General features: G+C 61.4%; 15 protein-coding genes. 5 read left to right on the top strand and 10 right to left on the bottom strand.

Annotated elements, in window-relative coordinates; all coding sequences use genetic code 11:
• The first annotated feature begins 3 nt into the window (after positions 1-3).
• Entirely contained in the window at positions 4-2,661 is a 2,658-nt protein-coding gene (locus RE418_RS00525) for a beta-N-acetylhexosaminidase (RefSeq protein ID WP_089180624.1), read from the top strand.
• 246 nt (positions 2,662-2,907) lie between these two features.
• On the opposite strand, the gene fur is transcribed toward RE418_RS00525, so the two are convergent.
• The 4 genes from fur to ybfF form a co-directional block, all read right to left on the bottom strand.
• Positions 2,908-3,354 (bottom strand): ferric iron uptake transcriptional regulator, encoded by a 447-nt coding sequence (fur, locus tag RE418_RS00520; RefSeq protein WP_019454058.1) that lies wholly within the window; start codon positions 3,352-3,354, stop codon positions 2,908-2,910.
• 329 nt (positions 3,355-3,683) lie between these two features.
• On the bottom strand, positions 3,684-4,223 hold the full coding sequence (fldA, locus tag RE418_RS00515; RefSeq protein WP_025301862.1) for a flavodoxin FldA: 540 nt from the start codon (positions 4,221-4,223) through the stop codon (positions 3,684-3,686).
• A gap of 264 nt (positions 4,224-4,487) precedes the next feature.
• The gene (gene ybfE / locus RE418_RS00510; RefSeq protein ID WP_004939936.1) at positions 4,488-4,775 is read right to left on the bottom strand and encodes a LexA regulated protein; all 288 of its coding nucleotides are present in this window, start codon (positions 4,773-4,775) and stop codon (positions 4,488-4,490) included.
• 256 nt (positions 4,776-5,031) lie between these two features.
• Positions 5,032-5,805: an esterase gene (gene ybfF, locus RE418_RS00505; protein ID WP_089180625.1), complete on the bottom strand. Its 774-nt coding sequence runs from the start codon at positions 5,803-5,805 to the stop codon at positions 5,032-5,034.
• A 224-nt stretch (positions 5,806-6,029) separates the two neighbouring features.
• Between ybfF and seqA the strand changes: the two genes are divergently transcribed.
• The 4 genes from seqA (at position 6,030) to RE418_RS00485 (ending at position 9,424) form a co-directional block, all read left to right on the top strand.
• Positions 6,030-6,572, top strand: a complete 543-nt coding sequence (gene seqA / locus RE418_RS00500) for a replication initiation negative regulator SeqA (protein ID WP_025301864.1) — start codon at positions 6,030-6,032, stop codon at positions 6,570-6,572.
• Positions 6,573-6,649: 77 nt separating this feature from the next.
• Positions 6,650-8,293, top strand: a complete 1,644-nt coding sequence (gene pgm, locus RE418_RS00495; protein ID WP_016928750.1) for a phosphoglucomutase (alpha-D-glucose-1,6-bisphosphate-dependent) — start codon at positions 6,650-6,652, stop codon at positions 8,291-8,293.
• Between the two features lie 190 nt (positions 8,294-8,483).
• Positions 8,484-9,125, top strand: coding sequence for a PadR family transcriptional regulator (locus tag RE418_RS00490; RefSeq protein WP_025301865.1), 642 nt, complete (start codon positions 8,484-8,486; stop codon positions 9,123-9,125).
• Entirely contained in the window at positions 9,125-9,424 is a 300-nt protein-coding gene (locus RE418_RS00485) for a DUF3861 domain-containing protein (RefSeq protein WP_004939927.1), read from the top strand. The genes RE418_RS00490 and RE418_RS00485 overlap by 1 nt, the downstream gene beginning before the upstream one ends.
• 27 nt (positions 9,425-9,451) lie before the next feature.
• Here RE418_RS00485 and kdpE read toward each other — a convergent pair whose 3' ends face one another.
• The 6 genes from kdpE to RE418_RS00455 form a co-directional block, all read right to left on the bottom strand.
• On the bottom strand, positions 9,452-10,141 hold the full coding sequence (kdpE, locus tag RE418_RS00480; protein WP_016928747.1) for a two-component system response regulator KdpE: 690 nt from the start codon (positions 10,139-10,141) through the stop codon (positions 9,452-9,454).
• A gap of 16 nt (positions 10,142-10,157) precedes the next feature.
• Entirely contained in the window at positions 10,158-12,854 is a 2,697-nt protein-coding gene (gene kdpD, locus RE418_RS00475; RefSeq protein WP_089180626.1) for a two-component system sensor histidine kinase KdpD, read from the bottom strand.
• Positions 12,855-12,927: 73 nt separating this feature from the next.
• Positions 12,928-13,497, bottom strand: coding sequence for a potassium-transporting ATPase subunit KdpC (gene kdpC / locus RE418_RS00470; RefSeq protein ID WP_025301867.1), 570 nt, complete (start codon positions 13,495-13,497; stop codon positions 12,928-12,930).
• Between the two features lie 18 nt (positions 13,498-13,515).
• A complete protein-coding gene (gene kdpB, locus RE418_RS00465; RefSeq protein WP_025301868.1) occupies positions 13,516-15,585 on the bottom strand; it encodes a potassium-transporting ATPase subunit KdpB in 2,070 nt (689 codons plus the stop codon).
• 26 nt (positions 15,586-15,611) lie between these two features.
• The gene (kdpA, locus tag RE418_RS00460) at positions 15,612-17,300 is read right to left on the bottom strand and encodes a potassium-transporting ATPase subunit KdpA (RefSeq protein WP_043136574.1); all 1,689 of its coding nucleotides are present in this window, start codon (positions 17,298-17,300) and stop codon (positions 15,612-15,614) included.
• Positions 17,300-17,389, bottom strand: coding sequence for a K(+)-transporting ATPase subunit F (locus RE418_RS00455; RefSeq protein WP_016928742.1), 90 nt, complete (start codon positions 17,387-17,389; stop codon positions 17,300-17,302). Before RE418_RS00455 ends, kdpA begins: the two co-directional genes overlap by 1 nt.
• Between the last annotated feature and the right edge of the window lie 434 nt (positions 17,390-17,823).

Below are 17,823 nucleotides of genomic sequence, written 5' to 3'. Positions count from 1 at the left end.
AAGATGAACGCATTCAAACTGAGCGCGCTTGCCGCCTTGACGGCAACGATGGGATTCCTGGGCGGCATGGGGAGCGCCATGGCCGATCAACAGCTGGTGGATCAGCTTAGCCAGCTGAAGCTGAACGTGAAAATGCTGGATAACCGCGCCGGCGAAAACGGCGTGGATTGCGCGGCGCTGGGCGCTGACTGGGCCTCTTGCAACCGGGTGTTGTTCACCCTCAGCAACGACGGCCAGGCGATCGACGGCAAAGACTGGGTCATCTATTTCCACAGCCCGCGCCAGACCCTGCGGGTAGACAACGACCAGTTCAAGATCGCTCACCTCACCGGCGATCTGTACAAGCTGGAGCCGACCGCCAAATTCAGCGGCTTCCCGGCCGGTAAGGCGGTGGAAATCCCGGTGGTCGCCGAATATTGGCAGCTGTTCAGAAACGACTTCCTGCCGCGCTGGTATGCCACCTCCGGCGACGCTAAGCCGAAAATGCTGGCGAATACCGACACCGAAAACCTGGATCAGTTTGTGGCGCCGTTCACCGGCGACCAGTGGAAGCGCACCAAGGACGACAAAAACATTCTGATGACGCCGGCTTCGCGCTTTGTCAGCAATGCCGATCTGCAGACGCTGCCTGCCGGTGCGCTGCGCGGCCAGATCGTGCCGACGCCGATGCAGGTGAAGGTTCACGCGCAGGACGTCGATCTGCGCAAAGGGGTATCGCCGGATCTGAGCACGCTGGTTAAGCCGGCGGCGGACGTCGTCAACCAGCGCTTCGCGCTGCTGGGCGTGCCGGTTCAGGCCAACGGTTACCCGATCAAAACCGACATCCAGCCGGGCAAATTTAAAGGCGCGATGGCGGTGCCGGGTGCCTATGAGCTGAAAATTGGCAAGAAAGAGGCGCGGGTGATCGGCTTCGATCAGGCCGGGGTGTTCTACGGGCTGCAGTCGATCCTGTCGTTAGTGCCGAGCGACGGCAGCGGCAAGATCGCCACGCTGGACGCCAGCGACGCGCCGCGCTTCCAGTATCGCGGCATTTTCCTCGACGTGGCGCGCAACTTCCATAAGAAGGATGCTGTGCTGCGCCTGCTGGATCAGATGGCGGCCTACAAGCTCAACAAATTCCACTTCCACCTGAGCGATGACGAAGGCTGGCGCATCGAGATCCCCGGTTTGCCGGAGCTGACGGAAGTCGGCGGCCAGCGCTGCCACGATCTGAGCGAAACCACCTGCCTGCTGCCGCAGTACGGCCAGGGGCCGGACGTCTACAGCGGCTTCTTCAGCCGTCAGGACTATATCGACATCATCAAATACGCTCAGGCGCGCCAGATTGAGGTGATCCCGGAGATCGACATGCCGGCACACGCCCGCGCCGCGGTGGTCTCGATGGAAGCGCGCTATAAAAAGCTGCATGCCGCCGGGAAAGAGCAGGAGGCCAACGAATTCCGCCTGGTGGATCCGACCGATACCTCCAACACCACCTCCGTGCAGTTCTTTAACCGCCAGAGCTACCTGAACCCGTGCCTGGACTCTTCCCAGCGCTTTGTCGACAAGGTGATCGGCGAGATCGCCCAGATGCATAAAGAGGCCGGCCAGCCGATCAAAACCTGGCACTTCGGCGGCGACGAAGCGAAAAACATTCGCCTGGGCGCCGGCTATACCGACAAGGCGAAACCGGAGCCGGGCAAAGGCATCATCGATCAGAGCAACGAAGACAAGCCGTGGGCCAAGTCGCAGGTTTGCCAGACGATGATCAAAGAGGGCAAGGTGGCCGACATGGAGCACCTGCCGAGCTACTTTGGCCAAGAGGTCAGCAAGTTGGTGAAAGCGCACGGCATCGACAGAATGCAGGCCTGGCAAGACGGCCTGAAAGACGCCGAGAGCGCGAAGGCGTTCGCCACCTCGCGCGTGGGCGTCAACTTCTGGGACACGTTGTACTGGGGCGGTTTCGATAGCGTCAACGACTGGGCCAACAAAGGGTATGAAGTGGTGGTCTCCAACCCGGACTACGTCTATATGGACTTCCCTTACGAGGTGAACCCGGACGAGCGCGGTTACTACTGGGGTACCCGCTTCAGCGACGAACGCAAGGTGTTCAGCTTCGCGCCGGACAACATGCCGCAGAACGCGGAAACCTCGGTTGACCGAGACGGCAACCACTTCAACGCCAAGAGCGACAAGCCGTGGCCGGGCGCCTACGGGCTGTCCGCTCAGCTGTGGAGCGAAACCCAGCGCACCGACCCGCAGATGGAATACATGATCTTCCCACGCGCGCTCTCGGTGGCAGAACGTGCCTGGCACCGCGCCGGTTGGGAGCAGGACTATCGCGCCGGCCGCGAATACAAAGGCGGGGAAACCCACTTTGTCGATACCAAGACGCTGGAGAAAGACTGGCTGCGCTTTGCCAATATCCTGGGCCAGCGTGAACTGGCCAAGCTGGACAAGGGCGGCGTCGCTTACCGTCTGCCGGTACCGGGCGCACGCGTAGCGGGCGGCAAGCTGGAGGCGAATATCGCGCTGCCGGGGTTGGGCATCGAGTACTCCACCGACGGTGGCAAGCAGTGGCAGCGCTATGATGCCAAGGCCAAGCCGGCGATCTCCGGTGAAGTGCAGGTGCGTTCGGTCAGCCCGGACGGCAAACGCTACAGCCGCGCCGAGAAGGTCTAAGCCCGGTGCAACGGCCCGCTGCCCTGTCGGCGGCCGTATAACGAAGGGGGAATGCGTTCGCCCACGCGTGTCGGCGTAGGGCGGACGTTGTAGTGAGAGTAGTACGTGGAGTCGCTGTGCCGCTGCAATTGTGATATTTCATGACATGATTTTCCCCCGGCTTGTCCGGGGATTTTTTTGTCTGCTGTACGGCGGGCATAAAAAAACCGCCTCGGTGTGAGGCGGTTTTTCATAGCCGGTCAGGGCTTACTTCTTGTCGTGCAGCGTTTCGTCTTCGCGGCAGTCACCGGTTTCACAGTGGCCGTACAGGTACAGGCTGTGGTTGGTGAGCTTGATACCGTGCTGCTTGGCGATATCACGCTGGCGCACTTCGATGGATTCGTCGCTGAATTCGATCACTTTGCCGCAGTCCAGGCAAATCAGGTGATCGTGGTGATGCTGTTGGGTCAGCTCGAACACGGACTTGCCGCCTTCGAAATTGTGACGTGTCACAATGCCCGCATCGTCAAACTGGTTCAGTACGCGATAAACCGTTGCCAGCCCGATCTCTTCGCCCATATCAATCAGTTTTTTGTACAAATCTTCCGCACTGACGTGATGGCATTCCGGATTTTGCAGTACTTCCAGGATTTTGAGTCGCGGAAGCGTGACTTTTAAGCCGGCCTTCTTCAATGCGATGTTGTTGTCGGTCATGCGAATTCAGTCCTGTTACTATGCTAATCAAGTTGAGGCGTACTCGCCTGTGGCATCGGTCGGCACAAAGAGTTAATGCGTCTCATTATAGAACCGGTTGTACTAAATGGAAACCGCCGGTTGTTAACAAAGATATAATTGCACTATTGCATGTTTTGCATGCAACGCCTTGATGGATGGGATAAACCGATATCTCAGTCTACCGTGACGGGGTGGGAAGTTACAAATCTGTAGCTTCTATCGCAGCAATCCCTGTTGCCGATGACGGCCCTGTCGGCACACTATGCACTTTACAGGGCCTTTGTTCAACCTTTCGCCAGTGCCGGGGTTTAGCCGACGATATCGGCCAGGCTCAGCTCTTCGACAATCTGTTTGACCCAAGCGTCCACGCGCTCGTTGGTCAGCTCCGGCTGACGGTCTTCGTCGATCGCCAGACCGATGAAGTGATCGTCGTCCGCCAGGCCTTTGGAGGCCTCGAAGTGGTAGCCTTTGGTCGGCCAGTGGCCCACGATGGCTGCGCCGCGCGGTTCGATGATGTCGCGGATGGTGCCCATCGCGTCACAGAAGTATTCCGCGTAGTCTTCCTGGTCGCCGCAGCCGAACAGCGCCACCAGTTTGCCGTTGAAGTCGACTTCTTCCAGCGTCGGGAAGAAATCATCCCAGTCACACTGCGCTTCACCGTAGTACCAGGTCGGGATACCCAGCAGCAGGATATCGAACCCTTCCAGGTCTTCTTTGCTGCTTTTAGCGATGTCATGCACTTCAGAGACGTCGTCGCCAAACTGTTTCTGGAGAATTTTCTGGATCATTTTGGCAATGTTTTCGGTATTGCCAGTGTCGCTGCCAAAGAAAATGCCTACAGTAGCCATATCGCGTATAACCTTTAAATTCAAGTAATTGCATTACTCGATGCCAGCACTGCCGCCGCTGACGCCGATTAAAATGATGCCATGGCAAGAGCCTTTCGCCTCCGGGGCGGGCGCCGACAGGCGCAGTCTCTTACCGGTAAATGCGTATCATGCCAGAAAGTGGCGCCGGGGTTTTATCGCATTTATGCGATGCCGGAGAATGAAGAAAAGCGGGGTCGATCCGGCGTTGTCCTTAACGCCGCGCCGCGCGTGCGGCCGAAGAGATCAATGTTCCGGCTGTTCTTCCGCCAGTTGTGCCAACAGCATCTGCTCGATGAGTTCGCTGCGGCTGATGTTGCGCTGTTCCGCCAGTTTGTTCAGGGCATCCACCGCGTCCGCGTTGATTTTCAGCTCTACGCGTCGCAATCCACGCACTTTATCGCGCCGTAACTGATTGCGCTTATTGATTCTAAGCTGTTCATCGCGGGAAAGCGGGTTGGTTTTCGGGCGCCCCGGACGGCGTTCATCTGCGAACAGATCCAGCGTCGTGCGATCCGTTTGTTCTTTTGCCATAGGTAGCGGTACTGCAAGGGAGTTTGCATCAAAAAGCGCTCGCACGCTTCCGGAGGCATCGGTTAACACACTTCGGGCCAATAAACCCTAACCCAAATTCACCTCCGAACCGGCGTTCGCGAACGCGCTGGCGCGGCGGCAAAATTATAGCGCGCCATATTACCCCAGCAGATGGAGCGGCGACAATGCCTAACTGCGGGCTAAACGCGCTAAGCCGTTATCTTTAGCGCGTTTTTTCGCCAGGTGAGTGCGTTTTTCAGGCTTCGCCGAGGAAACGGTGGATGGCGCGCAGCACCGCTTCCGGTTTTTCGGCGTGCACCCAATGGCCGGTGCCGGCGACGACGTGTGCGCGGGCCAGCGGGAACTGGCGGGCGATATCCGCACGGTAGCTGTCCTGCACGTACGGCGACAGGCCGCCGCGAATGAACAGAGTCGGATGCGGCCAGGCCGGGACTTCCTGCCAGCCGGTAATGTCTGCGTAGCGTTCGATCAGTACCGGCAGGTTGAAGCGCCATTCACCGTTGTGGAAGGACTTCAGCAGGAACTGGATCACGCCTTCTTCCTGCAGGTAGTCGCGCATCAGTTGGGCAGCCGCCTGGCGCTGGGTAATGCCGGCGGCGCTGACGGCCTTCAGCGCGGCGAAGATCTCGTCGTGGCGGCGGGTTTGGTAATCCACGGGCGCGACGTCGATGACGATCAGCCTGGCGATGCGCTCGGGCGCGATGGCGGTCAGCGCCATCGCCGCTTTGCCACCCATCGAGTGGCCGATGACGATCGCTTTTTCCAGCTGCAGTTCGTCGAGCAGCGCCAGCAGATCCTGCGCCATGGCGGGGTAGTTCATGTCGTCGGCGCGCGGGGAGAGGCCGTGGTTGCGCAGATCGACCTTGATCACACTGTGCTGTTTATGCAGATCGCGCGCCAGCACGCCCAGGTTGTCCAGATTGCCGAACAGCCCGTGGATCAGCAGCACCGGCAGCGCGTCTGACTCGGCGGCCAGCAGTTGATAATGTAATTTCATGGCGAAGTTCATACTGAGAGAGATTCAGATTAGGGTATCATGATTGAATCGCACGATGAATCATGCGGAATTTTCGCGGCGCGGGCTTGGCAGTGCCGGCTATAGGTATTAGTCTGCATTTGCCGTCCGGAGGCACATTGTTGTGTTCGCCCCAGCGCTTTTAACCTTATAATCCCATGGCTTGAATGCAGGATCTGGCTTCAGGTTCTAAGTAGAAAAAACAGTATTGGATAAAGATGAAAACTATTGAAGTCGACGAAGAGCTTTACCGTTATATTGCCAGCCACACGCAACACATCGGTGAAAGCGCGTCCGATATTTTACGCCGCATGTTGAAATTCACCGCCGGGCAACCGGTGCGCGCGTTGCCTGCCGCCAGTGCGTCACAGTCCGTCGAGCTGGAAAAAGCGGTGCCGGCTCAGCGTCCGCGCGATCGCGTACGCGCCGTGCGTGAACTGCTGCTGTCGGATGAATACGCCGAGCAGAACAAAGCGGTCAACCGTTTCATGCTGGTGCTGTCCACGCTGTACACCCTCGATGCCGCCGGTTTCGCCGCCGCTACCGAGGCGTTGACCGGCCGTACCCGCACCTATTTCGCCGGCGATCAGCAGACCCTGCTGGCCAACGGCACGCACACCAAGCCGAAGCATGTACCGGGCACCCCTTACTGGGTGATCACCAATACCAATACCGGCCGCAAGCGCAGCATGATCGAACACATCATGCAGGCGATGCAGTTCCCGGCGGAACTGATCGAGAAAGTTTGCGGTACCGTCTAATTTAGCGAACAGCCCGTCATGATGGCCGTGCGCGACGTATTTGCCCGGTCACCGACAGGGATGAGGGAGATATGTCGATGGCGAATAATCCACGTGCCGGGCAGCCCGCCCGCCAAAGCGATCTGATCAACGTAGCCCAGCTGACGTCGCAGTACTATGTGCTGCAACCGGAAGCCGGCAATGCCGCACATGCGGTGAAGTTTGGTACCTCCGGCCACCGCGGCAGCGCGCAGCGCCACAGCTTCAACGAAGCGCACATCCTCGCCATCGCTCAGGCGATCGCCGAAGTTCGTCATCAGCAAGGCACTACCGGCCCGTGCTACGTGGGTAAAGACACCCATGCACTGTCCGAGCCGGCCTTCATTTCCGTGCTGGAAGTGCTGACCGCCAACGGCGTCGATGTGATTGTGCAGGAAAACAACGGCTTCACGCCAACGCCGGCGGTATCGCACGCCATTCTGTGCCACAACCGCCGCGGCGGCGCGCAGGCCGACGGCATCGTCATTACGCCGTCCCATAACCCGCCGGAAGATGGCGGTATCAAATACAATCCGCCGAACGGCGGCCCGGCTGACACCAACCTGACGTCGGTGATCGAGAAGCGCGCCAACGAACTGCTGGCGCAGCAGTTGAAAGGCGTTCAGCGTCAGTCGCTGGATAAGGCCTGGAACAGCGGCCACCTGCATGCCAAAGATCTGGTGCAGCCTTATGTCGAAGGCCTGGTTGACGTGGTCGACATGCCGGCCATTCAACGCGCCGGCCTGAAGCTGGGCGTGGATCCGCTCGGCGGCTCCGGCATCGCCTATTGGCAGCGGGTGGCGGAACACTACAAGCTGGATCTGACGCTGGTGAACGACTCCATCGATCAGACCTTCCGCTTTATGCACCTGGACCATGACGGCATCATCCGCATGGACTGCTCGTCCGAGTCGGCGATGGCCGGCCTGCTGGCGCTGCGCGACAAATTCGATCTGGCGTTCGCCAACGATCCGGATTACGACCGCCATGGCATCGTCACGCCGAAGGGGCTGATGAACCCGAACCACTATCTGGCGGTAGCCATCAACTACCTGTTCCAACATCGCCCACAGTGGGGCGCCGATGTGGCGGTAGGTAAAACGCTGGTATCCAGCGCGATGATCGACCGCGTGGTGGCTGACCTGGGGCGCAAGCTGGTGGAAGTGCCGGTCGGCTTCAAGTGGTTCGTGGACGGCCTGTTCGACGGCAGCCTGGGCTTCGGCGGCGAAGAAAGCGCCGGGGCCTCGTTCCTGCGCTTCAACGGCCAGCCGTGGTCGACCGACAAAGACGGTATCATCATGTGCCTGCTGGCGGCTGAAATCACCGCGGTAACCGGTGAGAACCCGCAGCATCATTATGACGATCTGGCCAAGCGCTTCGGCGCGCCGAGCTACAACCGCATCCAGGCGCCGGCAACCCATGCGCAGAAAGCGGCGCTGTCCAAACTGTCGCCGGAGATGGTCAAGGCCAGTACGCTGGGCGGGGATCCGATCACCGCACGTCTGACCGCGGCGCCGGGCAACGGCGCGTCGATCGGCGGCTTGAAAGTGATGACTGACAATGGCTGGTTCGCGGCCCGTCCTTCCGGTACTGAAGAGGCTTACAAGATCTACTGCGAGAGCTTCCTCGGGGCGGAACACCGCGAGAAGATTGAGCACGAAGCGGTCGAGATCGTCAGCGAAGTGCTGGCTTCCGCCAAGTAATCGCTTTTCTTGATGGATAAAAAGCGCTGTTTTTACAGCGCTTTTTTTATGCCTGTAATTTAGATATATCTTTTTCACGGTACGTGCTTGCGCATTTAGATATATCGATCTAGATTAGCGCTATCGACGCTGTTTAGATATATCTAAACAACCTCGTATTGATGTTCACTGTTAAGCGAGGTATCACCTTATGTTTCATCGATTAGGTTTACACCGGCATCACCACCACCATCATGAGTGCGAAGAGGGCCGCCGTCATCGCGGCGGGCGCCATCACTTCGGCGGCGAAGGCGAAGAACACGGCCGAGGTGGGCGCGGTGGCCGGGGCGGGCGTCATCGTCTGTTCGAACACGGCGATCTGCGCCTGGTGTTGCTGGCGCTGGTGGCGCGCAAGCCCAGCCACGGGTACGAATTGATCAAGGCGATCGAGGAAGCGTCATCCGGCCTGTACGTGCCGAGCCCGGGGGTGATTTACCCCACGCTGACGCTGCTGGAAGAGCAGGATTTCCTTGAGCCGCTCACCACCGGCAACGGCCGCAAAAGCTACCGTATCACCGTGGCGGGCGAGGGCGAGCTGCAAAAGCATCAACAGGTGGTTGACGTCATTCTGGCGCGCCTGGCGGGCGCCGGCCGCGAGCATCATCGGCACGGCAACCTGGCGGAAGGCATCTACGACGCCATGAACCGTCTGCGCAGCCTGCTGCGCGGCAACGTGATGCGCGCCGATCTCACGCCGCAGCAGGTGGAGCGCATCAACGCCGCGTTGCTGACCGCCGTGGCGGCGATCGAAAGCGAAATGCATATTCAACCCACGCAGCAGGAGAAGAACTGATGCCCGGCCACCGTTTTAACATTACCGTTGAAGCCCTGAGCGATCGCCAGGGCAACCCCGTCGAGAAAGCACCGCTGAGTTTTGAGGTGACCAACCACGACGATATTCTCGAGATCGTCGAGCGCATTCGGGCGCGTGACGATCTGAACTTCGGCCCCGAGCAGAGCGCGGCCTTCGCCGTAGGATTGAAGCTGTTCTCCGAAGTGATGATCGAAAACCGCAAACACCCGGTGTTCGCTCCGCTGCGCGAGGCGTTTAAGGAATTTATGGTCGGATTGAAGAAGGGCCCGGCGGCGTAAAGGCGCGGCAAACCGCGCCCACCGGGGTTAAGGCATGAAGCGATAGCCGACGCCGGTTTCGGTCAGCAGGTGTTTGGGCCGGGCCGGATCGGCTTCGAGCTTCTGCCGCAGGTGGCCCATGTAGATGCGCAGATAGTGGCTGTGCTCCACGTAGTTCGGCCCCCAGACGTGGCTCAACAGCTGGCGTTGGGTGATCACTTTGCCGGCGTTGGCCAGTAGCTCCGCCAGCAGGCGAAACTCGATCGGCGTCAGATGCAGATCTTCGTCGTTGCGCAGCACCCGGCGATTCACCAGATCGACGGTGATCGCCGAAAAGCTCACCAGCGGGCTTTCCTGTTGGTTAGCTGAGTGGCGGCGCAGTGCGACCCGCACCCGCGCCAGCAGCTCGCCGATGCCGAACGGTTTGCTGAGATAGTCGTCGGCGCCGGCGTCCAGCGCGGCGATCTTGTCCTCTTCGGCGTTGCGCGCCGAGAGCACGATCACCGGAATGGCGCTCCACTGCCGCAGATCGCGGATGTAGCTCAGCCCGTCGCCGTCCGGCAAGCCCAAATCAAGAATGATCAGATCCGGTTTGCGCGTGCCGGCTTCAATCAACCCGCGCTGCAGCGTTTCACTTTCAAATACCCGCAGGCCTTCGCTCTCCAGCGCGGTGCGCACGAAGCGGCGGATCTCTTTTTCATCTTCAACAATCAGAATGTTGGTTGGCGTTATGCTCACGTTTCCTCTGCGTTGATTACAGATCGAAGGCGTCGCCGTCGATCTCGGGCGGTTTTTCCAGCGGCAGCACGAAGCGGAAGCTGGCGCCGCCGTTGGCGCCGTTTTCCGCCCAGATGCGGCCGTCATGCACTTCAATAATGGCACGACAAATCGCTAACCCCAAGCCGACGCCGGGGATCGCCGACTCTTTATTGCCGCGTGAAAACTTGTCGAAAATTAGCTGCAGCTGATCGGCGGGGATGCCGGGGCCGTTATCCCAGACCTCGACTTCCAGCCACTCGGGCAGCGTGCGGGCGCGAATGCCGATGGTGGCCTCGGCGCCGGCGTATTTATTGGCGTTTTCCAACAGGTTGGTGAACACCCGTTCCAGCAGGCTGCCGTCGCAGTTGACCAGGATCTGTTCCGGCGGCAGCTCGACCTCGATCGGATGCTGGCTGAGCAGCGGCTCCAGCATGTGCAGCGAAGCGCCGACGATCTCTTCCAGCGACTGCCACTCTTTGCGCAGGCTGAAACCGCCGGACTGGATGCGCGCCATATCCAGCAGGTTGTTCACCAGCCGGGTGGTGCTCAGCACCTGCTGGCGGATCTGGCTGGCCTGGGTGGCGTGATTGGAGCCTTCGGCCGCCAGGTCCAGCGTGAGGATTTCCGCCTGGCCGAACAGTACCGTCAGCGGCGTGCGCAGATCGTGCGACAGCGCCGCCAGCAGCGAGTTGCGCAGCTGTTCGCGTTCGGCGTCCAGCTTGGCTTCTTCGGCGCTGCGCGCCAGGTGCAGTCGTTCCAGCGCGCTGGCGATCAGCACTGCGAAGGTTTGCAGCAACCGCTGCTGTTCCGGCACCATCAGCTGGCGCAGGTTATTGGGCTCGATCGCCAACAGGCCGAAGGTCTGCTTGGGGGTATTAAGCGGTAGAAGTTGGTAAGGCACGCCGGGCAGGGTGTCGGTGCCGGCGCCGGCCGGCAAGCCTTTATCGAAACTCCAGCGCGCGATGGCTTCGTCTACCGACAGCAGCCCGCCTTCCTCGCCGATCATTTGCTGCAGCCGGCCGTCTTCCTGCGGCAGCAGCAGCACGGTTTTCGCCTGGAAGCTGCTGGAGAGGAAATGACGGCTGGTGTTGGCGATGTCGGCCACGGTCAGCGCGCGGCTCAGCCCGCGTGACATTTCGTACAGATGGCGCGCCCGCTGCTCGCGATAGCGCGCCACCCGGGCCTGATAACGCACCCCGGCGGTCAGGTTGCCGATGATGATGCCGACGGCGAGCATCACGCCGAAGGTCAGCAGATACTGCATATCGCTGACGGCGAACGACCATTCGGGCTGAACGAAGAACAGATCGAAACTGGCGACGTTGATCACCGCCGCCAGCACCGATGGCCAGCGGCCGAAGAACAGTGCGACGATCGCCACGCCGAGCAGGTAGACCATCACCAGGTTGGCCTGATCGAAGCCCGGCAGCAGCCACTGCGAGAGCAGGGTGATCAGCGCGCACAGCGCCACCGCCACCGCGCAGCCGCGCAGCTGCATGCGCCATTTCTCATTGAAGCTGCGGCCGTCGTGCTCCTTGCCTGGCGGCGGCTGTGCGGCGTCGCTCTCCAGCGCGACGATCACCAGATCGAGATCCGGGCCCAGCCGGCCGAGGCGATCGGCGAAGCTGCCGCGCAGCTTCCAGCGCTGCTCGCTGCGGCGGCCGATGATGATTTTGCCGAGGTTATGTTCGCGGGCGTAGCGCAGCACCGCACGCTCTTCGGACGGATCGGCCAGGGTAGCGGTTTCGGCACCCAGTTCCTGCGCCAGCCGCAGCGCGCGCAGAATGGCGCGGCGCTGGTTTTCCGGCAGCCGGTGCAGCTTGGGGGTTTCCACGTAGACCGCATGCCAGTGGCAGCCAAGCCGCGCCGCCAGCCGGGCGGCGATGCGCACCAGCTTTTCGTTGCCGCTGTTGTGGCCGACGCACAGCAGAATGCTGTCGCGGGTGTGCCACACTTTCTCGCGCCCCTGGGTGTCACGAAATTCGCGCATCTGGTCATCGACCCGATCGGCGGTGCGGCGCAGCGCCAGCTCGCGCAGGGCGATCAGGTTACCTTTGCGGAAGAAGTGCTCGATGGCGCGCTCGGCTTGGCCGGGAATATACACTTTGCCTTCGTGCAGCCGTCGGCGCAGATCGTCCGGCGGCAGATCGACCAGCACCACTTCGCTGGCCTCGTCAAACACGTGGTCGGGCACCGTTTCGCGCACCCGCACGCCGGTCACGCCGCCCACCACGTCGTTCAGACTTTCCAAATGTTGCACGTTGACGGTCGTCAGCACGTCGATGCCGGCGTCCAGCAGCTCTTCCACATCCTGCCAGCGTTTGGGGTGGCGCGAACCGTGGGCGTTGCTGTGCGCCAGTTCGTCCATCAGGATCAGCGCCGGGTGGCGCGCCAACGCGGCGTCGAGGTCGAATTCCTGCACCAGTCGCCCGCGATGCTGGATGCGCTTTTGCGGCAGCAGCGCCAGGCCGTCGAGCAGGGCGGCGGTCTCGCTGCGGCCGTGGGTTTCCACCACGCCGACCAACACGTCCAGCCCCTGAGCGCGCAAGCGCTGGGCCTCCTGCAGCATGGCGTAGGTCTTGCCGACGCCGGCGCAGGCGCCGAAGAATACCTTCAACCGGCCGCGCGGTTTTTCATTGGCCAGCGCCAGCAGGCTGTCGGGATCGGGACGCTGCTGTTCTTCTTCGACCATGACAATTCCTTGTGTTACCAAGCAAAAAGGGGTTCGGCATGCCGAACCCTATCACTATGCTGAATACGGCGCGTTACTTCAACGCATCCAGCGCCAGGTTCAGCTTCAGCACGTTGACCACCGATTCGCCCATGAAGTTGGGCGTGGCCCGATCGGTGTTGTCTTCGATCAGTTTGGCGACCTGTTCCGGCGGCAAATGACGCGCCGCCGCGACCCGCGCCAGCTGATACCGCGCCGCGGCGATCGAGATCTGCGGATCCAACCCACTGCCGGAGGCGGTCAGCAGATCGACCGGGATCGGGCCGCTCATCGCAGGATTGGCCTGGCGCAGCTGCGCTGCGCGCTCGGCGATAGCCTTATCCAGCGCCGGGTTGGTGGCCGCCAGGTTGCTGCCGGCGGAGGCCAGCGAATTATAGGCCGAATCGCCGGTGGCCGATGGGCGGCCCCAGAAATAGTCGGCGCGCGTGAAGTTCTGGCCGATCAGTGCGGAGCCGACCGCCTTGTCGCCCTGGTACAGCAGCGAACCGTTGGCCGCCCCAGAAAACAGCAGCTGCGCCAGCCCGGTGGTCAGCAGCGGATAGGCGATGCCGGTGATCAACGTCAGCAGGATCAGCATCACCAGCGCAGGTCGTAAATACGTCATGTTCATTTCCCTCAATGGTTAACCGGCGACGTGCAGCGCGACCAGGATCAGGTCGATCAGTTTGATGCCGACGAACGGCACCAGCAGACCGCCGACCCCGTACAGCCACAGGTTGCGGCGCAGCAGGGCCGCGGCGCTCATCGGTTTGTAACTCACCCCTTTCAACGCCAGCGGGATCAGGAACACGATCACCAGGGCGTTGAAGATCACCGCCGACATGATGGCGGAGGCAGGGGAGTGCAGGTGCATCACGTTCAGCGCGTTCAGCTGCGGATAGGTGGCCGCGAACGCCGCCGGAATAATGGCGAAGTATTTGGCCACGTCGTTGGCGATGCTGAAGGTGGTCAGCGAGCCGCGCGTCATCAGCATCTGTTTGCCGATGTGTACCACTTCGATCAGCTTGGTCGGGTTGGAATCCAGATCGACCATGTTGCCCGCCTCTTTGGCGGCCTGGGTGCCGGAGTTCATCGCCACCGCCACATCGGCCTGCGCCAGCGCCGGGGCGTCGTTGGTGCCGTCGCCGGTCATCGCCACCAGACGGCCTTCCGCCTGATACTGGCGGATCAGCGCCAGCTTGGCTTCCGGCGTGGCTTCCGACAGGAAGTCGTCCACCCCGGCTTCGGCGGCGATCGCCGCCGCGGTCAGCGGGTTATCGCCGGTGATCATCACCGTTTTGATGCCCATCTTGCGCAGCTCATTGAAGCGTTCCTTGATGCCGCCCTTGACGATATCCTTCAGCGCCACCACGCCCAGCACTCGGGCGCCTTCCGCCACCACCAGCGGCGTGCCGCCGGTGCGCGCCACGCTTTCCACCAGATCGTCCACCGCCCGCGGGAAGTGCCCCTGATTGGTTTCGACGTGACGGCGAATGGCATCCACTGCGCCTTTACGGATCATGCGCTCCTGCACGTTGACGCCGCTCATGCGGGTCTGGGCGGAGAAGGGCACGAAGGTGGCGTTCAGCGCCTGCAGATCGCGTTCGCGCAGGTTGAAGCGCTGTTTGGCCAGCACCACGATGCTGCGGCCTTCCGGCGTTTCGTCCGCCAGCGAGGCCAGCTGCGCGGCGTCCGCCAGCTCTTGCTCTTTCACGCCCGGCGCCGGCAGGAACTCTGAAGCCTGGCGGTTGCCCAGCGTGATGGTGCCGGTTTTATCCAGCAGAAGCACGTCCACGTCGCCGGCGGCTTCCACCGCGCGGCCGCTGGTGGCGATCACGTTGGCGCCGAGCATGCGGCTCATCCCGGCCACGCCGATGGCGGACAGCAGGCCACCGATGGTGGTGGGGATCAGGCAAACCAGCAAGGCGACCAGCACGGTGATGGTGACCACGCTGCCGCTGCCGGCCGCTTCCACGCTGTATTGCGAGAACGGGAACAGGGTGGCGGTGGCCAGGACGAACACGATGGTCAGCGCCACCAGCAGAATAGTCAGCGCGATCTCGTTCGGCGTTTTGCGGCGCTTGGCGCCTTCCACCATGGCGATCATGCGATCGAGGAAGGTTTCCCCCGGGTTGACGCTGCACTGTACCACCAGCCAGTCGGACAGCACGCGGGTGCCGCCGGTGACCGAGGAGAAGTCCCCGCCGGATTCGCGGATCACCGGGGCGGATTCGCCGGTGATGGCGCTTTCATCTACCGAGGCGCCGCCTTCCAGCACTTCGCCGTCGCACGGGACGGTATCGCCGGCTTCCACCAGTACGATATCGCCTTTGCGCAGGCTTTCGGCGGCCACTTTCTCCGTGGCGCCGTCGCGGCGCGGGCCGGCCAGCTTTTTCGCCCAGCTGGTTTTCTTGGTGCCTTTCAGGCTTTCCGCCTGGGCCTTGCTGCGGCCTTCGGCCAGCGCCTCGGCGAAGTTGGCGAACAGCACGGTGAACCACAACCACAGGGCGACGCTGCCGGTAAAGGCGGCGGCACCGTCGGTTTGGCCGGCGAGGATCGCCAGCCAGATGGCGGTGGTCAGCAGGCTGCCGATATACACCACGAACATCACCGGGTTGCGCCATTGAACGCGAGGATCCAGTTTTTTCACCGCATCGATCAGCGCGGTGCGCACCAGAGCCGGTTCAAACAGCGCGCGTTGTTTGCGAGTCATCTCTTATTCTCTCTCTGTGACGTCGGTTAGTTTGCCAACCAAAGCTGCAAATGCTCGGCCACCGGGCCTAGCGCTAGCGCCGGCACGAAGGTCAGTGCACCCACCAGCAATACGGTGCCGATCAGCAGACCGATAAACAGCGGCCCATAGGTCGGCAGGGTGCCGTTGCCCGCCGGCTGGCGTTGTTTGGCGCTCAGCGAACCGGCGATCGCCAGCACCGGCAGGATCACCCCGAAGCGGCCGACGAACATGGCGAAGGCCAGCAGCAGGTTGTAGAACGGCGTATTGACGCTCAACCCGGCGAAGGCGCTGCCGTTGTTGTTGGCGGCGGAGGACAGGGCGTACAGCACTTCGCTGAAGCCGTGAGCGCCCGGGTTGAGGATGCCGGCGCGGCCCGCGTCGGTGCCGATGGCCAGCGCGCTGCCCAGCAACACCAGCGTCGGCGTGACCAGGATCGCCAGCGCGGTCATCTTCATGTCGTAAACGTCGATTTTCTTGCCCAGGTATTCCGGGGTGCGGCCGATCATCAGGCCGGCGATAAATACCGTCAGCAGTACGAACAGCAGCATGCCGTACAGGCCGGAGCCTACGCCGCCGAACACCACTTCACCGATCTGCATCAGCCACATCGGTACCATGCCGCCCAGCGCGGTGAAGGAGTCGTGCATGGCGTTGACCGCCCCGCAGGACGCGGCGGTGGTCACCACCGAGAACAGGCTGGTGGCGAGAATGCCAAAGCGCGACTCTTTGCCTTCCATATTGATGTTGCTGTCGGCGCCCAGCGCGCTCAGGTGCGGGTTGCCCGCCAGCTCGGCGACCATCACCACCACCACCGCCACCACGAAGATCAGCGCCATCGCCCAGATCAGCGCGTGGCCCTGACGGTTTTCACCGGCCAACTGGCCGAAGGAGAAGCACAGCGCGCAGGGGATCAGGAAGATGGCCAGCATCTGCACGAAGTTGGTCAGCACGGTTGGGTTCTCGAACGGGTGCGCCGAGTTGGCGCCGAAGAAGCCGCCGCCGTTGGTGCCGAGCATCTTGATCGCTTCCTGCGAGGCCACTGGCCCCATCGGCAGCGTCTGCTGCGCGCCTTCGAGCGTGGTGACGTGCAGGTAAGGCAGGAAGTTTTGCAGCGTGCCCTGGCTGACGAAGAACAGGGCGATCAGCAGCGCGATCGGCAGCAGCACATACAGCGTGATGCGGAACAGATCGGCCCAGGCGTTGCCGACGGTCTTGCCGGCGCGGCGGGTAAAGGCGCGGATCAGCGCAAAGGCCACGGCGATGCCGGTGGAGGCGGAGACGAAGTTCTGCACCGCCAGCCCGGCCATCTGGCTGAAATAGCTGAGAGCGCTTTCACCGCTGTAGGCCTGCCAGTTGGTGTTGGTGACGAAGCTGACGGCGGTGTTGAGTGCCAGATCCCAGGAGAGGCCCGGGAAGCCTTGCGGGTTGAGCGGCAGCGAGCCCTGCGTCATCAGCAGGGCGAACAGCAACGCCAGGCCGAGCAGGTTGAACGCCAGGATCGCCAGCGCGTACTGCCACCAGTTCATCTCGGTGGCGCGGATGCCGCAGGCGCGCCAGACGCCGGCTTCCACCCCGCGCAGCGCAGGCAGCGGCTCACCTTCGATCAGGCGCGCCATAAAGCCGCCCAGCGGCCGGGCCAGCAGCAGAAGCACCAGCAGGAAACTGGCGATCAGTAAAAAGGCTGAAGCCGCCATCAGAAATCCTCCGCGTTAAACAGGGCGTAGACCAGATAGGCCAACAGCAGCAGGACCAACAGCGCACCACCAATAACGCTGAAACTCACGGGACACCTCCAGAGGTGTTGTTTTTGATAGAGGCAGTGTAGGGAGCGGGGTAGAAAGAAGATGAAAAAATCGCGCGGGCGGGTGTAAAAAAAGTATAAAAATGGCTGAAATTTCAGCGGAAATTGAGCATTTCAAGCAGCAGGTTGGCGGCGAGATTGCGCCTGATGAGTGAATAAGCAAGGGCAGAGGCGTGGAAGCAGGAACCGGATAATAACCACAATGTAACCCATGATAAGTTAAAAATTAACCTGACTGTAACAAAATTACGAATCGCTGCGGTGATTAGCGATTTTTTGTGCGATTTAGTGGTCGGATGAGTAGTAAACTTTCATCAAGTGCGCTAAAATTTTGCTCAGTTACCAAATTACCGATTGTTCATTTGATACGCCCACGCCGTTTTCCCTGACAAATCAACGGCAGGCGTTTTTAAGGA

The sequence above is a fragment of the Serratia sp. szju genome, assembly GCF_044594185.1.
Classification (GTDB): domain Bacteria; phylum Pseudomonadota; class Gammaproteobacteria; order Enterobacterales; family Enterobacteriaceae; genus Serratia; species Serratia bockelmannii.
Note: the sequence above shows the minus strand (reverse complement) of the source record. Positions and strands in the feature narration are given on the sequence as shown.

Excerpts from the sequence above, each read along its gene's own strand:
- kdpC (WP_025301867.1), bottom strand. The coding sequence starts at position 13,497 with ATGACGTATTTACGACCTGCGCTGGTGATGCTGATCCTGCTGACGTTG.
- fldA (WP_025301862.1), bottom strand. The coding sequence starts at position 4,223 with ATGGCTACTGTAGGCATTTTCTTTGGCAGCGACACTGGCAATACCGAA.
- RE418_RS00525 (WP_089180624.1), top strand. The coding sequence starts at position 4 with ATGAACGCATTCAAACTGAGCGCGCTTGCCGCCTTGACGGCAACGATG.
- seqA (WP_025301864.1), top strand. The coding sequence starts at position 6,030 with ATGAAAACTATTGAAGTCGACGAAGAGCTTTACCGTTATATTGCCAGC.
- ybfE (WP_004939936.1), bottom strand. The coding sequence starts at position 4,775 with ATGGCAAAAGAACAAACGGATCGCACGACGCTGGATCTGTTCGCAGAT.
- fur (WP_019454058.1), bottom strand. The coding sequence starts at position 3,354 with ATGACCGACAACAACATCGCATTGAAGAAGGCCGGCTTAAAAGTCACG.
- RE418_RS00485 (WP_004939927.1), top strand. The coding sequence starts at position 9,125 with ATGCCCGGCCACCGTTTTAACATTACCGTTGAAGCCCTGAGCGATCGC.
- ybfF (WP_089180625.1), bottom strand. The coding sequence starts at position 5,805 with ATGAACTTCGCCATGAAATTACATTATCAACTGCTGGCCGCCGAGTCA.
- pgm (WP_016928750.1), top strand. The coding sequence starts at position 6,650 with ATGGCGAATAATCCACGTGCCGGGCAGCCCGCCCGCCAAAGCGATCTG.
- RE418_RS00490 (WP_025301865.1), top strand. The coding sequence starts at position 8,484 with ATGTTTCATCGATTAGGTTTACACCGGCATCACCACCACCATCATGAG.
- kdpD (WP_089180626.1), bottom strand. The coding sequence starts at position 12,854 with ATGGTCGAAGAAGAACAGCAGCGTCCCGATCCCGACAGCCTGCTGGCG.
- kdpA (WP_043136574.1), bottom strand. The coding sequence starts at position 17,300 with ATGGCGGCTTCAGCCTTTTTACTGATCGCCAGTTTCCTGCTGGTGCTT.
- kdpB (WP_025301868.1), bottom strand. The coding sequence starts at position 15,585 with ATGACTCGCAAACAACGCGCGCTGTTTGAACCGGCTCTGGTGCGCACC.